Here is a 17,000-nt window from a genome sequence, read left to right as displayed (position 1 = left end):
TCACACCCCGCCACGGCGTTCGCGCCGCGCGAAATCGTCGACGAAGGCGTCGATCTGGGCGGCGGTGAGGCCGGGGAAGCAGGTGTCCACGAAGCAGAGCTCGGCCGTCGCCGCGGAGAGCGGCGCGAAGCCCGAGAGCCTCTGCTCGCCCGAGGTGCGCAGCACCAGGTCCATGGGCGGGATGGACGCCGGCAGACCCGTCAGTCGCCGCAGCAAGGCGGCGTCGTCCTCCGGAAGCCGACCCTCGGCCGCGAGGGCGCGCACCGTCGTGAGCAGCATGTCGGCGCCGCCATAATCCAGCGCCAGGACGAGTTGGCCTGCGCCGTGATCCTGCGTGCGGTCGCAGAGATCATCGAGAGCTCCCATCAGGTCGGCCGGGACCCGGTCCCGTCTTCCCCAATGCAGGACGCGAAGATTGCGCCGTTCGCAGAGGGGCTGCAGCACGCCCATGAACGCCCGGTAGATCGCCATCAGGTCGGCGACCTCCTCAGGGCTGCGGCGCCAGTTGTCGGTGGAGAACAGCCACAGGCTGACGCACTGGCAGCCTCGCTCGAAGAGGCGGTCCAGGATCGCCGGCGCCGTGACCAGGAAGCCCTGTCGGTGACCCGCCGCGACCGGGAGGCCCTGGGCGCGCGCCCAGCGACGATTGCCATCGGGGATGACCGCGACGTGTCCGGGGGCGACCGAGGCCGCCGTCGCCGGATCAAGCACGCAGGCGGGCGCAGCGACGCGCTCTGCGCGCCGATCAAAGCGTTGCAGCATGATGTGGGTCCAGGAAAGGGGCGCCGGTCCGGGCAGGACCGGCGCGGAGCTCAAGGCGGCGAGGCTAGCCGGGTTTGCAGGTGCAGCTGCAGTTGTACGGCCCCTCGTTGCACTCCGGGTAATAGCCTGGAGAGCAGTTGTTACTGCTCACCCCGCACTTATTGTAGGTCTGGTCGCCGGAGCAACCGCAGGTGTTGTCCGTCGACGGAAAGATGACGCCGGGCAGCGCGCCGGTGATGGCGCGATGGGAAGGCGGAGCGAGAAACGGTGTCATGAGCATCTCCTTCTTCAGATCTGATGGTTGTTCGCCGCGGATGGGGTGCGGCGCCCCCGACGCTTAAGAAGTCCAGTACTCGTGCGGACCATCGACAATGACCGGCAGGACGTCGGAGACGTCGACGGTCGCGCGCCAGATCTTGCGGCCCGCGCTGAGACGATGCAGCGGGTCGAAGAAGGCGACCGCGGTCTCGTGCGACTGCGGCCGTCCCAGCGCGGACGGCAGCACCGTGGCGCTGGCCGGCTGTAGGGCGCTGACGGGCTTTTCCGAAGCCAGGCGGGTCAGCGCGAAGTTCAAGGCGCGATCGACGCCGGTCCGACCCGCGCCGCGCGTCATGCGCGCCAGCGGCTGGGACGCCCGGGGCCATGCGGCCAGGCCGAGCCGCTCTGGACGCAGGATCGGCAGTCCCGTCTTGCGGTGGACGCCGCTGATCCAGCCGGCGACCGCGATCCGGCAGGCCTCGCCCGCCCATTGGCGCTGGATCGCGGCGGCGAGCCAGTCGGTGTTCTCGCGGGCGAAAGCGCCGTCCGGCTGGAGGATCAAGATCGGACGGCCGCCGCTGTTGAGGCTCCAGGTCCAGCCTGGCTCGTGAATCCGGCCCTCCTGGATGGCGGCTCGGACCGCTGGGCTGGGCGCGGCGCGCATGAGCTCAGCTACGGAGCCCTCGGCGTTCTCCGACCGCGCCACCGCCAGGGCGGCGACCGCGTAGACGCGCTCGCTGTCGGCGCAGCCTTCGCCGCTGGGGCTCAGAGCCGCGGCGGCCATGGCGGCCTCGCCCGGGCCGCCCGTCGGGCGGACGCTTCCCGAAGCGGGGCGGCGCGGCGTGTTCAGCCAGTCCAGCGCCGCGCGCGGATCCAGGGTTCCGCCCAGATGCTGGACGCTCCATGCGCCCTCGGGCGGCCGCGCCGTCCGCAGAAGGGCCTCGATGACGTCGGCGCCGCGCAGGTCCGGCCGCCGCCGGCGGGCGCCCGAGAGCAGCTTGGCCGCCAGACCGCTGGCGAGAGCCGTCGCATAGCTGGTCCCTGCATATTCCGCCCAGCCGCCGAACGCCTCGGCCGCGGGCAGGCGCGCGCCCGGCGCCGCCAGGCTGTGCCCGCGATAGGCGTCGCCCCAGTTGCTGCTGGCCAGGGGATGCCCGTCGTCGCTGAGGGCGCCGATGGCCAGGACGCCAGGCGAGGCCGCCGGCACATGCGGGCAGGCGCAGCCGTCGTTGCCCGCCGCGGCGATCACCGCCACGCCAGCACGCGCGCAGGCGGCAAGGACGCTGGCGAGGCGCGGCGACGGCGCGCCGCTGGCGTCGAACCCGCCACCGCTGATGTTGATGATCTCCGCAGAGGCGGCGAGGGCGGCCTCCAGCGCCGTCGCCAGGTCGTCCTGCGAGCAGGGCAGCACGCCGACATTGCCGTCGCCGCCGTAAATCGTGATCGGCAGGCCCGTCGCCTTCGGCGCCAGGCCGCCGCCGCTGGGGCCTCGACCGAGGATCAGGCTGGCCACCGCGGTTCCGTGTTGGATCGCGGCGCCGCCGCTTCTGGCGGAGGTAAAGAACCCCGGCTTGAGATCCGCCTGCGCGAAGGCCGGATGGCCGCGGTCCAAGGCGCCGTCCAGTATCGCGATCGTGACGCCTTGGCCGGCGCTCTCCAGTTGAACCAGAGCCTCGGCCTCGCGCCTCAACGACCAGTAGAGGCGACCCCCGAGCTTGGGCGAGGGAGCGGAGCGCACATCGCGCATCGTCGCGCTGCTTGGGTACATCCGCTCCACCCCTTTTCTTGAGCAGAGGTTAACGCGAACGGGTAAAATTGCAAGCAATAAGAGTATTGGTGGATAATTCCCTTTATGAGGTTATGCTGAAAAAGGCGGTGGCGAGGTCGCCCCGCCCAGATCGCGCTCCACGATAGCGCTGAAACGGCGATTGTTCTCGTCATAATTGCATAAGTCGGTCCGGGAGGGGGCATGACGGAACCTGCGGCTATCCTGAGGCGCAAGGACGAGCACCTTGATCTGGCGTTGCGCCAGGCGGCGGTGGTCAACGCCAGCCCTTTCGACGCCTTGCGGCTGGAGCCTTGCGCCACGCCCGAGCTCGATCTCGCCGAGGTCGACCTGTCCGTCACGTTTCTAGGCGCCCGGCTGGCAGCTCCTTTTCTGGTCAGCTCGATGACGGGCGGGCCTCATCGAGGGGGCGCGATCAACGCCCATCTGGCCGAGGCCGCTGAGGCGCTGGGCGTCGCGCTGGCCGTCGGCTCGCAACGGGTGGCGCTGGAGGGCGCGGGATCCGCCGGCTTCGATCGCGAGCTTCGCCTACGCGCGCCGCACGTCCTGCTGCTGGCCAACCTGGGCGGCGCGCAGCTGGCGCAGCCTGGCGGATTGGACCTGGCGCGGCGGGCTATCGACATGATCGAGGCCGACGGCGTCGTCATCCACCTCAATCCCTTGCAGGAGGCCATCCAGCCTGCGGGCGACACCGACTGGCGGGGCGTGCTGGACGCGATCGGCGTGCTGGCCGGCGCCTTGGGGCGGCCGGTGATCGCCAAGGAGGTCGGGTTCGGCCTGTCGGCTTCGGTGGCGCGGCGGCTGGTCGATGCGGGGGTCACGGCCCTTGACGTGGCCGGCGCCGGCGGGACGCAGTGGGCGCAGATCGAGGCCGATCGCGCCTTGGACCCGCGCGACCGCGCCGTCGGGCAGGCCTTCGCGGGCTGGGGCCTGACGACCCCCGAAGCGTTGCGGGAGGTCCGCGCGGCGTGTCCTGGAACGCCGCTGGTCGGGTCGGGGGGCATCCGCAACGGCGTCGACGCCGCCAAGGCGCTTCGGCTCGGCGCCGATGTCGTGGGCCAGGCTGGACGGGTGCTGCAGGCGGCGCTCGAGTCGACAGAGGCGGTTGTCCGCCACTTCGAGATCATGACTCGGCAGCTGCGCATCGCCTGCTTCAGCGCCGGCGCTCGCGACATCGAGCTCCTGCGACGGGTTCGCCTGTGGTCCTAGCGGCCGGCGGCATGGGCTCGCGCGCCCCGACCTTGTGATGTTCGCTCCGCAGAGCGGACGAGCGTCCAGTTCCTGGAGACGCTCCAACGTCAGGCGCCGCCTTTCCACGACGATGGCGGACAAGACGTGGACATCTTCCGTACAAATAATGGCGGCCGTTCACCGCGACCGGGTCCATGGGCGAGGTCGCAAAGGAGTGCTTGTTCGATGACCGCAACCGCCGCCCATTTCCTCGCCGAAACCCTGGAAGCCGCCGGCGTCGAGCGCGTCTATGGAGTCGCGGGCGACTCGCTCAACGGTTTCACAGAGGCTTTGCGGGCTCGGGACAGGATCGAATGGGTCCACATGCGCCACGAGGAGGCCGCCGCCTTCGCCGCTGGAGCCGAGGCCCAGCTAACGGGCGGCCTGGCGGTGTGCGCGGGCAGTTGCGGGCCGGGGAACCTGCACCTGATCAACGGCCTGTTCGACGCCCAGCGCAGCTGCGCGCCGGTGCTGGCCATCGCCGCTCACATCCCCAGCAGTGAGATCGGCATCGACTACTTCCAGGCGACGCACCCCGAGAGCCTGTTCAAGGAGTGCAGTCACTATGTGGAGCTCGTGTCGCAGCCGAACATGCTGCCCCAGGTGCTGGAGCGGGCCATGCGCGTGGCGGTCGCCCGGCGTGGCGTAGCGGTGGTGGTGATCTCCGGCGACGTGGCCTTGGAGAAGCTTGACGCCAAGCCGCCGACCTGGATCGCCCCGGCGGCGCCGCGCGTGATCCCGCCGGTCGACCAGGTCGAAGCCCTCGCCGACCTGCTGAACGGCGCCAAGCGCGTGACCCTGCTGTGCGGAGTCGGCTGCGCCGCGGCGAGGTCCGAGGTGCTGGCCCTGGCCGAGGCGTTGAAGGCGCCGATCGTCCACGCTCTGCGGGGCAAGGAGGCGATTGAGCACGACAATCCCTTCGATGTCGGCATGACCGGCTTCATCGGCTTCTCGTCCGGCTACGCAGCGATGAAAGACTGCGACACCCTGGTGATCCTGGGATCGGGCTTTCCCTATCGCCAGTTCTATCCGGACAAGGCCAGGGTCGCGCAAATCGACATCAGCCCCGAAGCCCTCGGCAACCGTAGTCGCCTGGACTTGGGCCTGCTGGGCGACGTCGGCGAAACCCTCCGCGCGCTGCTGCCGCGCCTTGAGCGCAAGGCCGACCGAAGCTTCCTCGACGCGGCCCTCGCGCATTACGCCAAGGCCCAGGACGGCCTCGACGCCTTGGCTCAGATTCCCGACAAGCCCAGCGAGGTTCACCCCCAGCAAGTGACCCGCATCGTCAGCGAGCTGGCGGCCAAGGACGCGGTCTTCACCTGTGACGTGGGCACACCTACGGTCTGGGCGGCGCGCTATCTGCGGCTGGACGGCGAGCGCCGATTGCTGGGCTCGTTCAACCACGGCTCGATGGCCAACGCCATGCTGCAGGCGATCGGCGCGCAGTCGGCCTTCCCGGGACGCCAGGTCGTGTCGCTGTCGGGCGACGGCGGGTTCTCGATGATGATGGGCGATTTCATCAGCCTTTCGCAGCTCGGCTTGCCTGTGAAGGTCGTCGTGCTCAACAACGGCACGCTGGGCTTCGTCGAGATGGAGATGAAGGCGGGCGGCTTCCTCGACACCGCCGTCAACCTGCAAAACCCCAACTTCGCGGCCATGGCGCAGGCGATGGGCGTCAAGGGCGTGCGGATTGAGCGCGCGCAGGATCTTCAGGCGGGCATCGCCGAGGCCTTCGCCCATGACGGGCCCGCCCTGGTCGATGTCGTCACCGCCCGCCAGGAACTGGTCATGCCGCCCAAGATCACGCTGGAGGAGGCCCACAAGTTTGGTGTCTTCGCCCTGAAGGCGGTTCTGGACGGCCGCGCCGCCGAGCTGATCGACTTGGCCAAGGTCAACCTCAAGCGCTGACGGCCCATGCCTCGCCAACTTGTCCGGCGCGGTCCAGTAGTCGTCGCCATCCAGAAGGGCGACATACTTGCCGCGGGCCGCGTGAAAGCCTCGGCGGACGACCTCGTTGCTCTTCAGGTTATGGTCGGACAGCAGCAGGCGCGTACGATCCGGGTGTCGGGCGGCCCAGGCGAGGACGCGCTCGCGGGTTCCGTCCGTCGACGCATCCTCGCTGATGATCACCTCGATCGGGAAGTCCGCGATCTGGCCGTAGGCGCTCTCGAGCGCCGTCTCGATCAGGTCGAGATGGTTGAAGGTGACGATCAGGACTGACGCCAACGGCGCCGCTGGGCCATCGGACCAAGTTTCCGTCAACAAGGCGGCCCCAGAGTCCATGTCCGCTCAAGCAGACGTGTGGTCTAGCGGATAAACCTTTCGCTCGTCTTGATGGGGTGCGCGCGCTCCGGGCGCCTTGAGCAAAGCCGAAGATATTTCCCGCGCCGGGCTGATTAGGACGGCGCGTCGCCGCCGGCTTCAGGGCCCGTCCGCACGGTCGGCAGCACCACCGTCGCCGCCAGCCCGCCGCCGTCTCGGTGAGCCAGGATAAGCCGACCGCCGTGCGCCTGGGCGAGAGCTTGAACGATCGAGAGGCCAAGGCCCGCGCCGCCCGTGCGGCGATTTCGCGAGCCCTCGCCACGCGCGAACGGCGCGGTGACGCGGTCCAGGATCGCGTCGGACAGGCCCGGACCGCGGTCCAGCACCGCGATGCGCGCCTCTCCACCGGCCGCCTCGAGCTCCAAAGTGACCGCGCCGCCGTAGGCGAAGGCGTTGTCGACCAGATTGTTCAGCATCCGCCGCAAGGCGACCGGCGAGACCAGGACGGTCACCGCCGGACCGGGCGCCACCGTCAGGATCTGGCCCAACTCGGCGCGCAGGGCGGCCAGGCTCTCGAGTTCGGCGCGGGCATCCACGGGCCGCGCGCCATGGCCCCGCCCGGCCTCCTGGCGGGCGAATAGCAGGGTGTCGTCCAGCAGCTGGGACATCTCGGCGAGGTCCTTGGCGGCCTTCTCCCGTTGCTGTGGATCGGCGATGAACTCGGTTCGCAGGGTCAGGCGCGTCAGGTAGGTGCGCAGGTCGTGGGCGATGGCGGCCAGCATGCGGGTGCGCTCGTCGACCAGCCCCCGAATCCGCCCGCGCATGGTGTTGAAGGCGTCCGAGAGCTCGCGGATCTCGCGCGGCCCGCCGGGCGGCAGCGGCGCGGCGTCCAGGTCGTCGCCGAACCGGGCCACGGCCCGCGCCAGGCTCTCGACCGGCCGGGTCGTCTGGCGCACGGCGACCAGGATCATCAGCAGGGTCACCGCCAAGAGGGCGGCGCAGGCCAGGATGACGCGCCCCAGATAGCGACGGGCCGCCTCCGGGGCGCGCCGGCGCAGGGTCAGCACCGAACCGTCCTGCAGCCGCACCGACAGGCGCAGGGCCGCGCGGCCGGGCATGAAGCCGTCGCGAAGTCGCCCGCCGCGCCGCACCTCGATCCGCCAATCGCGCCCCGCCAGGGCGCGGGCGTAGCTTGCGTAGCCGGGATCGCGGGCGTCGGCCGGGCGCGCTCGGCTCAGGGGCGGGGGAAAGTCCGCGTCGAGCGCCGCGCGGATCACTCCGGCGCCCAGGGCCCTGATCACCGCCGGTCGGGCCGACGGCGGCGAGGCGTCCAGCGCCTCGACCATCGCCACCGCCTCGGCCGGCTGGGGCAGTTGGTAGAAGCGCACCCCGCCGCCGCTATCGGATGGCCAGATCAGCAGGGCGGCGCCCAGCATCAGGAGAACCATCAGTCCGCCCAGCAGGATGGCGGCGATGCGGGAGGACAGGTTGTCGAGCAGCGCCATCAGAGGCGCTCGACCGGCGGACTGAACAGGTAGCCGCCGCCGCGCACGGTCTTGATCAATCCTTCGCCGCCGACGCCCGAGGCCAGCTTTCTGCGCAGCCGGCCCAGCAGGACATCGACCGAGCGGTCATAGGGCGTGGCGCTGCGGCCGCGCGTCCAGTCCAGCAGCTGGTCGCGGCTCAGCACGCGCTGGGCGTGGCGCAGGAAGGCCATCAGCAGGTCGTGCTCGCCGCCTGTCAGGATGATCGCGCGTCCCTCCGGATCGAAGAGGTCGCGGCTGGCCGAATCCAGCCGCCAGCCGGCGAAGCCGTAGATCTCGCCCGGGGGGGCGGCGGCGACGCGGTGGGTCTGGCGGGTGCGGCGCAGGATGGCGCGGATGCGGGCCAGCAGCTCGCGCGGCACATAGGGCTTGGTCAGGTAGTCGTCGGCGCCGATCTCCAGCCCGACCACGCGGTCGATGTCGTCGCCCTTGGCCGTGACCATCAGGATCGGGGTGTCGCCGGCGGCCCGCAGGCGCCGGCAAAGCGACAAGCCATCCTCGCCCGGCATCATGATATCGAGCAGCGCCAGATCCACCCGGCGGCGCGCGGCCAGGCGATCGAAGGCCGCGGCGTCCTCGCAGCCCACGGCCTCCCAGCCCTCCCGCCGCAGCAGGCCCAATGTCAGGTCGCGGATCTCCGCGTCATCCTCGACGACCGCGATCAGGGTGTTGTCGATCATGGCCCAAGCCTTGCCTCAGCGAGGCGGCGCGGAAAAGGCCGCGCGGGTGGCGATTACATTTCGATACGTTTCGTTGACCCCGGAACATCACGACGCGCCAGGGTTGGTGTCTTCTGCCTGGGACGAGGGACGTCACTCCATAGACGGAGACACCATGCGCAAGTCCATTTTCCCCGCCGCTGGCCTGACCGCCGCGGCCCTGTTCATCGCCATCGCGCCCGCCGCCGAGGCCGGCCAGCACGGCCGCACCGTCCGCGTCCAGGGCTCGCACGGCGGCGGCTATGTCCATGACCGCCACGTCAGCCGCCAGCCTGGCGCGGTGTCGGTGTCGCGCGGGACGCAGACCAACGCAGGCTATGGCGTCGCCAGCCAGCGCAGCGCCAGTTGGGGCGGCGGCGTCTATTCGGGCGGCGCGTCGCGAACCTTGAACAACGGCGCCTCGACCAACCGTGCGACGAGCATCGTGAACAATGGCGACGGCTCCTATAGCTACAGCGCCAGCCGCACCGGCTACAACGGCGACACCCGTTCGGTCAGCGGCGTCGCGAGCCGTCCCTGACCGTCACAGGGCCGGCGCGCGCCCCCGCGCCGGCCCCCTTCCGGGAGACCCGCCTTGCAGAAATCTTTGACCACCCTGCTGACCGCCGCCGTCGTCGCCCTGGCCGCCACCAGCGCAGCCGACGCCCAGATCGGCCTTCGCGGCAAGATGCGCGAGCGCATCGCCGAACGCCTGGAGGCCAAGAGGGCCGAGGCGGAACGCCCGATCGACCTGCAGGCCATCCTGCCCGGCGCCCGCAAGCTGGAGCAGCATTACGGAACCGATCCGGCCCAGGCCCTGGACGTCTACCTCCCGCCGGGCAAGCTGCGCGACGCGCCGATCCTGGTCATGGTGCATGGCGGGGCGTGGAAGATCGGCGACAAGGCCAACACCGGCTCGATCGAGAACAAGCTCAAGCATTGGCTGCCCAAGGGCTTCATCGTCGTCAGCGTCAACTATCGCCTGCTGCCCAAGGCCATGGCCTACGAACAGGCGCAGGACGTGGCCGAGGCTCTTCAATGGGTTCAGGCCTATGCGGAGGACTGGGGCGGCGCCAACCGCAAGATCATCCTGATGGGCCACTCGGCGGGCGCGCATCTGGTCGCGCTGCTGTCGTCCAAGCCGTCGATGGTGGGCCAGCGCTGGGCCGGCACGGTGGTGCTGGACTCGGCGGTGATGAAGGTCTCGTCGACCATGGCCGGTCGCCATCCGAAGTTCTACGACGAGGCTTTCGGGCCTGATCCGGCCGAGTGGGCCAAGGCCTCGCCGATGGACCAGTGGACGCCGTCGGCCGAGCCGATGTTCCTGGTGTGCTCGACCAGGCGCCCCGACAAGCCGTGCGACGACGCCCGCGCCTTCCAGGCCCTGGCCCAGCGCTCGGGCGTCGCGATGCCGGTCCTGCCTCAGGACCTGACCCACGCCGACATCAACCGTACGCTCGGCCTGCCCGGCGCCTACACCGACGCCGTGGACAGGTTCATCGCCGAGACGCTGCGGCCCTAGGCGTCACGCGCCAAGGACGCCAAGGCGGCCGCTTCGAGATGCGCTTCGTCAACGCGATCGACTCGAAGACAACCGACGTCGAAGGCCGGCTCGGCGGCCTCTCAGCGCGAGCACGATCGCCGCGGCGAGCGCGGACATGTGACCGATCATCCAGCTGACAGGGTTTTCGCCGGGACGATTGCGGCTGACGATCCAGGTTGCGATGCAGATCGTGGCGAAGAGCACGGCCGGCGCGCCGATCGTCAGCAGGGCCGGCAGGCGCGCGCCGGACGCCATGGCCTGGCCCAGGATCATCGAGGTCTCGAAGAAGAACAGCAGTAGGGCGCCGACGGCCATGGCCGAGCCGGCGCCCGCTCGTTTGGCGCTGAGGCCCAGCGGGATGGCCAGCAGGGGCAGCAGGGGCAGTACGAGCGCCCGTGACAGTCGGGCGTAGAGCTCGGCCAGCAGCACCTGCCGGGGCAGGGCGGTCCTGTTCCCGCCGAACCCCATTTGCGCCAGTTCGAGCAGCGTCAGCTCGCTGACGTCGTCGCCCCTGACCCGAAACGACTTGCCCGCCAGCGACAGCGGAACATCGAAGGAGAACTTGGCGAAATCGGCGACATAGGTCTGCTGGTCGTGCGTCGTGCTGACTTGGCGGCCGTCCCGCAGGGCCAGGGTGACGCTTCGGTCGCCGGGGTCCCTCAGGACGATGGCGGAGCGCGCCGTCAGGATGTCCTCGCGCCCGTCGGGGCCGATCTTGCGAATGAACACGTGCTCCAGGCGGCTGCCGCTGGCGTCGGCGCGATCGGCGGTAAGAAGGAGCGGGCCGGTCGAGAGCAGGGCCTTGGGGCGCACGTCGCCGTTCCATCCGGCCTTCTCGGCGGCGTGCAGCACCGCATGATAGCCGTAGCGGCTGTAGGGCTGCACGAAGCCGAACAGCAGCACGCTGAAGGCCATCAGCAGAACGCCCAGCCCGACGAACGGCGCCGCGAAACGCCCCAGCGAGACGCCGCTGGCCAGGATCGCGTCGATCTCCGAACTCTTGCTGACGCCGTTGATGACGACGAACAGGCCGATGAAGAAGCCGCCGGGCAAGGTCAAGCCGACATAGTGCGGGAGCAGGTTGACCAGCAGCTCGCTGAGAAACTTGAAGCCGTCGGTGGTCTGCGACAGCAGCTGAAAGGACCGCATGAGGCGTTCCATCAGGAACGCCACCATGGTGCTGGTCAGAACGGCCGTCATCGGCGTGAACGTTCGCCGGAGCAGGTATCGGTCGAGCGTGGTCGGGAACATGGAGATGCGGCGCGCGTCTTATGGCGCTTGCAGGCTGGCGGGCGGCGGATCGGCCAGGACGGGCCGCCGGACCTTCGGCGATCGGAAGGCCGGCGCCGCCTGACGCGCGCCCAGGGCCTCGGCATAGACCTCGACCACCTCGTCAAGGATTTCGGTCCAGCGATAGGCGGCGCTGCGCTGGAGCGCCGCGGCGCCCAGGCGGCGACGCTGCTGGTCGTCGCCCAGCAGCGCGCTCAGCGCCTCGGCATAGGCGCCGGGCTGGCCTGAGCAGAGCCGGGCGTTATGGCCGTGCCGCAGCAGGGCGCGGGTGTTGGGCGCGTCGGCGCAGACCATGGCCAGGCCGCACGCCATCGCCTCAAGATTCACGTTGCCGAAGGTCTCGGTCGTGCTGGGATTGAGGAAGATGTCGCCGCTGGCGAGCGCGGTGGCGAGCGCCTCGCCGGTCAGGAAGCCCGTGAACACCGCCCCGGGAAGGCGCTCTTCAAACCAGCCGCGCGCGGGGCCGTCGCCGATCACCAGGACCTGGGGCGCCTGGCCGGGCGCCTCGATGGCGTGGATGGCCTCGACGAAGGACGCCAGACCCTTCTCCATGACGATCCGGCCCAGGAACACGATCACTGGACGGTCCCGCGCAAAGCCGTGGCTCAGCCGCCAGGATTCGCTGCGGCGGCCCGGATGGAACAGCTCTTGATCCACGCCGCGCGCCCAGGTGCGCACCTGGGCCGGCAGTTTCTGGGCCCTGAGCTCGTCGCCGATCGCCTCGGTCGGCGCCATCACATAGTCGCAGGACCCGTAAAACGCCCACAGCCGCCGCCGCACCAGCGGCATCAGCAGGCCAAGGCCGTAGTAGTCGAGATAGCTGTCGAACAGCGTGTGCAGGCTGGCGACCGCCGGGATGTTGCGGGCTCGGGCCAGCCGCAGCGCGGCCCAGCCCAGCAGGTCGGGGGCCGAAAGGTGGATGAGGTCGGGGCGGAAGGCCTCGACGTCGCGCCGCGCCGCCTCGGACAGGCCCAGCGCCAGACGATAGTCGCCCCGGAAGGGGATCTTGATCGACGGCACCGAGATCAACTGGCCGGCCGGCGGGAAGGCGGGCGTGGGCGATGTGGGCGAATAGACCCGCACTTTCGCGCCCAAATGGCTTTCCAGATGGGCGACGAGACGGTTCAGCGACTTGTTCGCGCCATCCAAGGTGTAGTTGTAGTTTCCCGAGAACAACGCAACGCGCAACGGCCGCGCGCCAAGCGCGCGCGTCAGCGGCCTGATATCCATCTTGGTTCTCTTCCCCGTGACCGCCCGTCCCCGAACGCAAAGGACGACGCGCCTGCCCCACCACCGCAATGAATTCCAAAATTCGATGAGACCTACACCGGATCGTGTCGTCCTTTTGTGAAGGCGGCCGCCTGCATCACACCGTCACGCTGTCGGGGTAGCGGTGAGTGCGGGGTCTTTTCGGGAATCACGATGCGGGTTGTGGATGTCGCGGAGTTCTACTCGCCCACCGGCGGCGGGGTGCGAACCTATATCGACCGCAAGTTCGAAGTGGCCGCGCGGCTAGGGCACGAGGTCTTCGTCATTGCGCCGGGGGCGCAGGATAGTTTCGAGCCGCGCGCCTCGGGCGGGGTGATCCAGGTCCGCGCGCCGCGCCTGCCGTTTGACGCCAACTACCGGATGTTCTGGGATGCGGGGCCGGTGCATCGGCAGCTCGACGCCCTGGCGCCGGACCTGGTCGAGGCCTCGTCGCCCTGGCGCGGCGCGGCCATCGTCGCCAGCTGGCCGACAAGAACGCCGCGCGCCATGTTCGTGCACGCGGACCCGGTCGCATCCTATCCGCAACGCTGGCTGGCCCCCGTCGCAAGCCCTCAGCGCATCGACCAGCTCTTTGGCTGGTTCTGGAGCTATCTGCGCCGCCTGACGAGCCGCTTCGATTCGGTGGTGACGGGAGGGGGCTGGCTCGCCGACCGGCTCTCGGGGCAGCGCGTGAGGGACGTGGCGAGTGTGCCGCTGGGCATCGATCGCGGCGCCTTCTCGCCCAGCCTGCGCGACGAGGGCTTGAGATCCCGCCTGCTTGCGGCCTGCGGCTGTTCCGAGGAGGCGCGGCTGGTGCTCGGCGTCGGCCGCTTCCATCCCGAGAAACGCTGGCCGATGATGATCGAGGCGGTGACGCGGGCGCGCGACACCGCGCCGCTCGCCTTGGTGCTGATCGGTGACGGCATCGACCGCGTCCGGGTGGCCCGCGCCGCCGCCGGACGGCCTCACGTCAAGATCCTGCCGCCGATCCATGATCGCCCCCTTCTGGCCGCGCACCTGGCCAGCGCCGACATCCTCGTCCACGGCTGCGAGTCAGAGACCTTCGGCCTGGTGCCCGCCGAGGCCATGGCGTCGGGCGTGCCGGTGGTGGGTCCCGACCGCGGCGGCTTCGCCCATCTGGCCCAGCCGGCGACCTCGGAAGTGTATCGCGCCGGCGACCTGACGGCGGCCACCGACGCCATCCGCCGGCTGTTGGCGCGAGATCCCGTGGCCTTGCGGACAGCGGCGGTCGGCGCCGCGCCCGGCGTGCGCCAGGACGTCGATCACTTCGCCGACCTTTTCGAGCACTACCGGTCGATCGCCGCGAGCGCGCACGCATGAGCGGGGTCGCGCAAGGTCTCGGGGAGCCGCAGGCGGCGGCCGCCACCAAGGGTCCGCGACGACTGGGCTTATGGCTCGGGGTGGCGCTGTCGGTGGGGCTCGTCGCCATCGTCATGCTGCAGCTCGGGGGCACGACGGTCGATATCTTCAAGACTCTCCAGCGCCTCCCGCCGCTGGCCTGGCTTGGCGTCCTGCTGCTCTATCTGGTGCAGCCCGCCTTCGATTTTCTGGTCTTCCGGCGGCTCTGGAACCTGCCCCCGGCGGGCTTTCGCGCCTTGCTGCGCAAGAACGTGATCAACGAGGTCGTGCTCGGCTATAGCGGCGAGGCCTATCTGTACGTCTGGGCCCGAAGGGCCGCCAACGTCGTCGCCAACCCGTTCGCGGCGATCAAGGACGCCAATATCGTCTCGGCCCTGGCCGGCAATCTTCTGACCCTGGTCCTGGCGGCGATCAGCATCACCGAACTGCGCAATCTCGACTTCGCGCAGCGGCTGGGACCCGCCCTGTGGTCAGGGCTGATCCCGCTGGCGATCTCGCTGGGCGTGCTGGTGTTCGGTCGACAGGTGTTCTCGCTGGGGCGCCGGCAGCTGCTCTATGTCGCGGGGGTCAGCGCGCTGCGGCTGATCGCCTGGACCGCCCTGACGCTGTGGGTCTGGCGCCTGGCGCTGCCGGAGGTCGCGATGGCCCAGTGGACGGTGCTGCTGGCGATCCGTTGCCTGGTGTCGCGCATTCCGCTGATCTCCAACAAGGACCTGGTGTTCGGTAACTTGATGCTGCTTCTCCTGGGGGCTCACTCCGACGTCGCCGTGCTGTTGGCGACCTTGGCGTTCATCACGCTGGGCCTGCATCTGGCCGTGACCATCGGCCTGGCCGTCGGCGATCTGGCGCGCGGCCGACTCTGGAGTGGCTCATGATGGGCTGGAGGCTCAAGGTCCCCGGGCGCGACATCTGGCGTATCGGCCTGGTCGAGACCCCGATCGCGGACCTCGCGCGCCGCGGCTTCGCGCCGGACGCGCGCGTCCATTGGCTGGGTGAGGAGGGGCGGCTGAAGTTTCTCGCCGATCCGTTCGGCGTCTGGCGCGACGGCCGGCTGCATCTGTTCGCCGAAGCCTATGACTATCGCGACCGTCACGGCGTGATCGTCCGGATCGAGCTGGACGCGAACTTCGCGCCGATCAGCAGGACCGTGGTGCTCAGGGAGCCTTGGCACCTGTCGTATCCCCAGGTCTTCGAGGCCGAAGGCGAGACCTGGATGCTGCCCGAGGCCTATCGGTCCGGCGCGCTCACGCTGTATCGCGCGGCGGCGTTTCCCGACATCTGGGAGCCGGTCGCGCGTCTGGCGCTGGACACCCCGGCGATCGACGCCACGCCTTTCCGGCACGACGGCCTGTGGTGGCTGGCCTATTCCCCGACGGGGTCGCAGCGCTGGAAGCAGGGCAGGCTGCATCTGGCCTTCGCCGAGCGCCTGACCGGGCCCTGGCGAACCCACCCCGGAAACCCCGTCCGAGATGATCTGGCGTCCAGCCGGCCCGGCGGTACGGCGTGGATCGAGAACGGCATGCCGTGCCTGCCCGTCCAGGACTGCACGCGCACCTATGGCGGCGGCGTCCGGAAGCTGGCGATCCTTCGGCTCGACCCCGAGCGGTTCGAGGCGGAGGCGTCCGCCCCCCTGGGCCTGCCGCCCGGCGTCGGCTCCTATTCGAAGGGCTTCCACACGCTGTCGGCCTGCGGTCCGCTCACCTTCTTCGACGTCAAGCGGATCGACCGAACGCTATGGCCGCGGCGGGGGAGCTCATGACGCCGCTCGATGACGGGCCAGAACGTCTGGTTGGCGCGCCCCGGGTGCTGACGTTCCTGCACAGCTTCGAGCCGGGCGGCGTCGAGCGCATCGCCCTGCGGCTCGTACGGCGATGGCGCGCCCGGGGCGTGGACGCGCCGCTGTTCGTGGGACGGGCCGCGGGCGACATGCGCGGCGACGTCGGCGCGGACCTCGCATTCGTCTCGCCGCCCCATGCGGGGCGAGGCGTGGCGAAGATGGAGACGCTGTGGATGATCTGGACCCTTCCCCAGGCCGTCCGCAGGCTCCGCCCCGATGTCCTGTTCTGCGCGGGCAACACCTACGCCGTCGTGGCCGTGGCGCTGAAATGTCTGCTCGGCCGGGCCTGCCCGCCCATTCTGCTGAAGGTGAGCAACGACCTCGACCGCCAGGACCAGCCCGGGTGGTTCCGCTTTTTCTATAGGCTGTGGCTCAAGGCGCAGGGGCGCCATATCGACCATTTCATCGGCATGGAGACGCCGATGACCGACGAGATCGAGGAGGGCTTTGGCGTGCCCGACGAGCGGATCACGATCATTCCCGATCCAGCCTTGTCCAAGCCCCTGATCGAACAGCTGCGGTCGAGCCGCCCTCCCGCGCGCGCCGACGGCGCCGGACGGCGTTTCGTGGGCGTGGCGCGGCTCACGGCCCAGAAGAACATCGCGCTGATGCTTGGGGCCTTCGAACGCGGCGCTCGCAACGGCGACACGCTCACCCTGATCGGGGAGGGGCCGGAACGCGGCAAGCTCGAGCGCCTCGTGCAGGATCGGGGGCTGGACGATCGGGTCGTGTTCCTCGGCTATCATCCGGAGCCGGCGACCCTGCTTCCCGCGTTCGACATCTTCCTTCTGTCGTCCGACTACGAGGGGGTGCCGGCGGTGATCCTGGAGGCGCTGGCCGCCGGCCTGCCGATCGTGGCCACCGACTGCAGCCGCAGCATGCGCACGCTGCTCGGGGACGGCGCGCTGGGCCAGCTGGTCGCGGTGGGGGACGAGGCGGCGCTCGCCGATGCGATCGCCAGGGCCAAGCCCGGGACCCAGGACGACCATCTCAGCCTGCGACAAGCCGAACGGTTCACGCTGGAAGACGCCTCCGAGGCCTATCTCGAGGTCATCGCCCGTCTCCGGTCGACCGCGGCGCAGGCCAGGCTGCGCTAGGGGACCCCGAAGCCCGAACCGTCTGGCTTCGTCAAAGCGTGCGGAATTCGTCATGGTCGCGCGCC

At 70.0% G+C, this 17,000-nt stretch carries 14 protein-coding genes and 1 pseudogene; 8 read left to right on the top strand and 7 right to left on the bottom strand.

All coding sequences use genetic code 11. From position 1 onward, the window contains the following. Positions 1–762, bottom strand: a complete 762-nt coding sequence (gene uppS, locus DI526_RS09580) for a polyprenyl diphosphate synthase (RefSeq protein ID WP_304276987.1) — start codon at positions 760–762, stop codon at positions 1–3. A 337-nt stretch (positions 763–1,099) separates the two neighbouring features. After that, positions 1,100–2,758 (bottom strand): S8 family serine peptidase, encoded by a 1,659-nt coding sequence (locus DI526_RS09575; RefSeq protein WP_304276984.1) that lies wholly within the window; start codon positions 2,756–2,758, stop codon positions 1,100–1,102. Positions 2,759–2,989: 231 nt separating this feature from the next. Here DI526_RS09575 and fni point away from each other — a divergent pair, with 231 nt between their 5' ends. Together fni and poxB are read left to right on the top strand one after the other, a co-directional pair. Beyond that, the gene (gene fni, locus DI526_RS09570; RefSeq protein WP_304276981.1) at positions 2,990–4,015 is read left to right on the top strand and encodes a type 2 isopentenyl-diphosphate Delta-isomerase; all 1,026 of its coding nucleotides are present in this window, start codon (positions 2,990–2,992) and stop codon (positions 4,013–4,015) included. A gap of 207 nt (positions 4,016–4,222) precedes the next feature. Then, positions 4,223–5,944, top strand: coding sequence for a ubiquinone-dependent pyruvate dehydrogenase (poxB, locus tag DI526_RS09565; RefSeq protein ID WP_304276978.1), 1,722 nt, complete (start codon positions 4,223–4,225; stop codon positions 5,942–5,944). 69 nt (positions 5,945–6,013) lie between these two features. On the opposite strand, the pseudogene DI526_RS23395 reads toward poxB, so the two are convergent. From DI526_RS23395 to DI526_RS09550, 3 genes and pseudogenes are all read right to left on the bottom strand, one after another. Then, positions 6,014–6,319, bottom strand: a pseudogene (locus DI526_RS23395) (glycosyltransferase family 2 protein); the annotation flags it as partial. Positions 6,320–6,432: 113 nt separating this feature from the next. Then, positions 6,433–7,803, bottom strand: a complete 1,371-nt coding sequence (locus DI526_RS09555) for a HAMP domain-containing sensor histidine kinase (RefSeq protein ID WP_304276972.1) — start codon at positions 7,801–7,803, stop codon at positions 6,433–6,435. Continuing rightward, positions 7,803–8,522 (bottom strand): response regulator, encoded by a 720-nt coding sequence (locus DI526_RS09550; RefSeq protein ID WP_304276969.1) that lies wholly within the window; start codon positions 8,520–8,522, stop codon positions 7,803–7,805. Before DI526_RS09550 ends, DI526_RS09555 begins: the two co-directional genes overlap by 1 nt. Before the next feature lie 154 nt (positions 8,523–8,676). Here DI526_RS09550 and DI526_RS09545 point away from each other — a divergent pair, with 154 nt between their 5' ends. Both DI526_RS09545 and DI526_RS09540 read left to right on the top strand, forming a co-directional pair. Continuing rightward, positions 8,677–9,081, top strand: coding sequence for a hypothetical protein (locus DI526_RS09545; protein WP_304276967.1), 405 nt, complete (start codon positions 8,677–8,679; stop codon positions 9,079–9,081). A gap of 54 nt (positions 9,082–9,135) precedes the next feature. Further along, on the top strand, positions 9,136–10,062 hold the full coding sequence (locus DI526_RS09540) for an alpha/beta hydrolase (protein ID WP_304276965.1): 927 nt from the start codon (positions 9,136–9,138) through the stop codon (positions 10,060–10,062). A gap of 48 nt (positions 10,063–10,110) precedes the next feature. Here the strand turns inward: DI526_RS09540 and DI526_RS09535 are convergent, their stop codons facing one another. Next, positions 10,111–11,334: an LptF/LptG family permease gene (locus tag DI526_RS09535; RefSeq protein WP_304276962.1), complete on the bottom strand. Its 1,224-nt coding sequence runs from the start codon at positions 11,332–11,334 to the stop codon at positions 10,111–10,113. An 18-nt stretch (positions 11,335–11,352) separates the two neighbouring features. Continuing rightward, positions 11,353–12,603 (bottom strand): glycosyltransferase family 1 protein, encoded by a 1,251-nt coding sequence (locus DI526_RS09530; RefSeq protein WP_304276959.1) that lies wholly within the window; start codon positions 12,601–12,603, stop codon positions 11,353–11,355. 192 nt (positions 12,604–12,795) lie between these two features. Here DI526_RS09530 and DI526_RS09525 point away from each other — a divergent pair, with 192 nt between their 5' ends. From DI526_RS09525 to DI526_RS09510, 4 genes are read left to right on the top strand one after another with little or no spacing between them, the layout of a single operon-like run. After that, positions 12,796–13,962 (top strand): glycosyltransferase, encoded by a 1,167-nt coding sequence (locus tag DI526_RS09525; RefSeq protein ID WP_304276956.1) that lies wholly within the window; start codon positions 12,796–12,798, stop codon positions 13,960–13,962. After that, a complete protein-coding gene (locus DI526_RS09520; RefSeq protein ID WP_304276953.1) occupies positions 13,959–14,876 on the top strand; it encodes a hypothetical protein in 918 nt (305 codons plus the stop codon). Before DI526_RS09525 ends, DI526_RS09520 begins: the two co-directional genes overlap by 4 nt. Then, positions 14,873–15,760: a hypothetical protein gene (locus DI526_RS09515; protein ID WP_304276950.1), complete on the top strand. Its 888-nt coding sequence runs from the start codon at positions 14,873–14,875 to the stop codon at positions 15,758–15,760. Before DI526_RS09520 ends, DI526_RS09515 begins: the two co-directional genes overlap by 4 nt. Continuing rightward, positions 15,736–16,935: a glycosyltransferase gene (locus DI526_RS09510; protein ID WP_304276948.1), complete on the top strand. Its 1,200-nt coding sequence runs from the start codon at positions 15,736–15,738 to the stop codon at positions 16,933–16,935. Before DI526_RS09515 ends, DI526_RS09510 begins: the two co-directional genes overlap by 25 nt. Positions 16,936–17,000: the final 65 nt, after the last annotated feature.

The sequence above is a fragment of the Caulobacter segnis genome (genome assembly GCF_003243465.1).
Lineage (GTDB): Bacteria > Pseudomonadota > Alphaproteobacteria > Caulobacterales > Caulobacteraceae > Caulobacter > Caulobacter segnis_A.
This window is presented reverse-complemented; position numbering and strand designations above follow the sequence as displayed.

What these genes read in the sequence shown, in the direction of transcription:
- uppS (WP_304276987.1), bottom strand. Translation starts at nt 762, where the DNA reads ATGCTGCAACGCTTTGATCGGCGCGCAGAGCGCGTCGCTGCGCCCGCC.
- fni (WP_304276981.1), top strand. Translation starts at nt 2,990, where the DNA reads ATGACGGAACCTGCGGCTATCCTGAGGCGCAAGGACGAGCACCTTGAT.
- poxB (WP_304276978.1), top strand. Translation starts at nt 4,223, where the DNA reads ATGACCGCAACCGCCGCCCATTTCCTCGCCGAAACCCTGGAAGCCGCC.
- DI526_RS09555 (WP_304276972.1), bottom strand. Translation starts at nt 7,803, where the DNA reads ATGGCGCTGCTCGACAACCTGTCCTCCCGCATCGCCGCCATCCTGCTG.
- DI526_RS09550 (WP_304276969.1), bottom strand. Translation starts at nt 8,522, where the DNA reads ATGATCGACAACACCCTGATCGCGGTCGTCGAGGATGACGCGGAGATC.
- DI526_RS09545 (WP_304276967.1), top strand. Translation starts at nt 8,677, where the DNA reads ATGCGCAAGTCCATTTTCCCCGCCGCTGGCCTGACCGCCGCGGCCCTG.
- DI526_RS09535 (WP_304276962.1), bottom strand. Translation starts at nt 11,334, where the DNA reads ATGTTCCCGACCACGCTCGACCGATACCTGCTCCGGCGAACGTTCACG.
- DI526_RS09530 (WP_304276959.1), bottom strand. Translation starts at nt 12,603, where the DNA reads ATGGATATCAGGCCGCTGACGCGCGCGCTTGGCGCGCGGCCGTTGCGC.
- DI526_RS09525 (WP_304276956.1), top strand. Translation starts at nt 12,796, where the DNA reads ATGCGGGTTGTGGATGTCGCGGAGTTCTACTCGCCCACCGGCGGCGGG.
- DI526_RS09520 (WP_304276953.1), top strand. Translation starts at nt 13,959, where the DNA reads ATGAGCGGGGTCGCGCAAGGTCTCGGGGAGCCGCAGGCGGCGGCCGCC.
- DI526_RS09515 (WP_304276950.1), top strand. Translation starts at nt 14,873, where the DNA reads ATGATGGGCTGGAGGCTCAAGGTCCCCGGGCGCGACATCTGGCGTATC.
- DI526_RS09510 (WP_304276948.1), top strand. Translation starts at nt 15,736, where the DNA reads ATGGCCGCGGCGGGGGAGCTCATGACGCCGCTCGATGACGGGCCAGAA.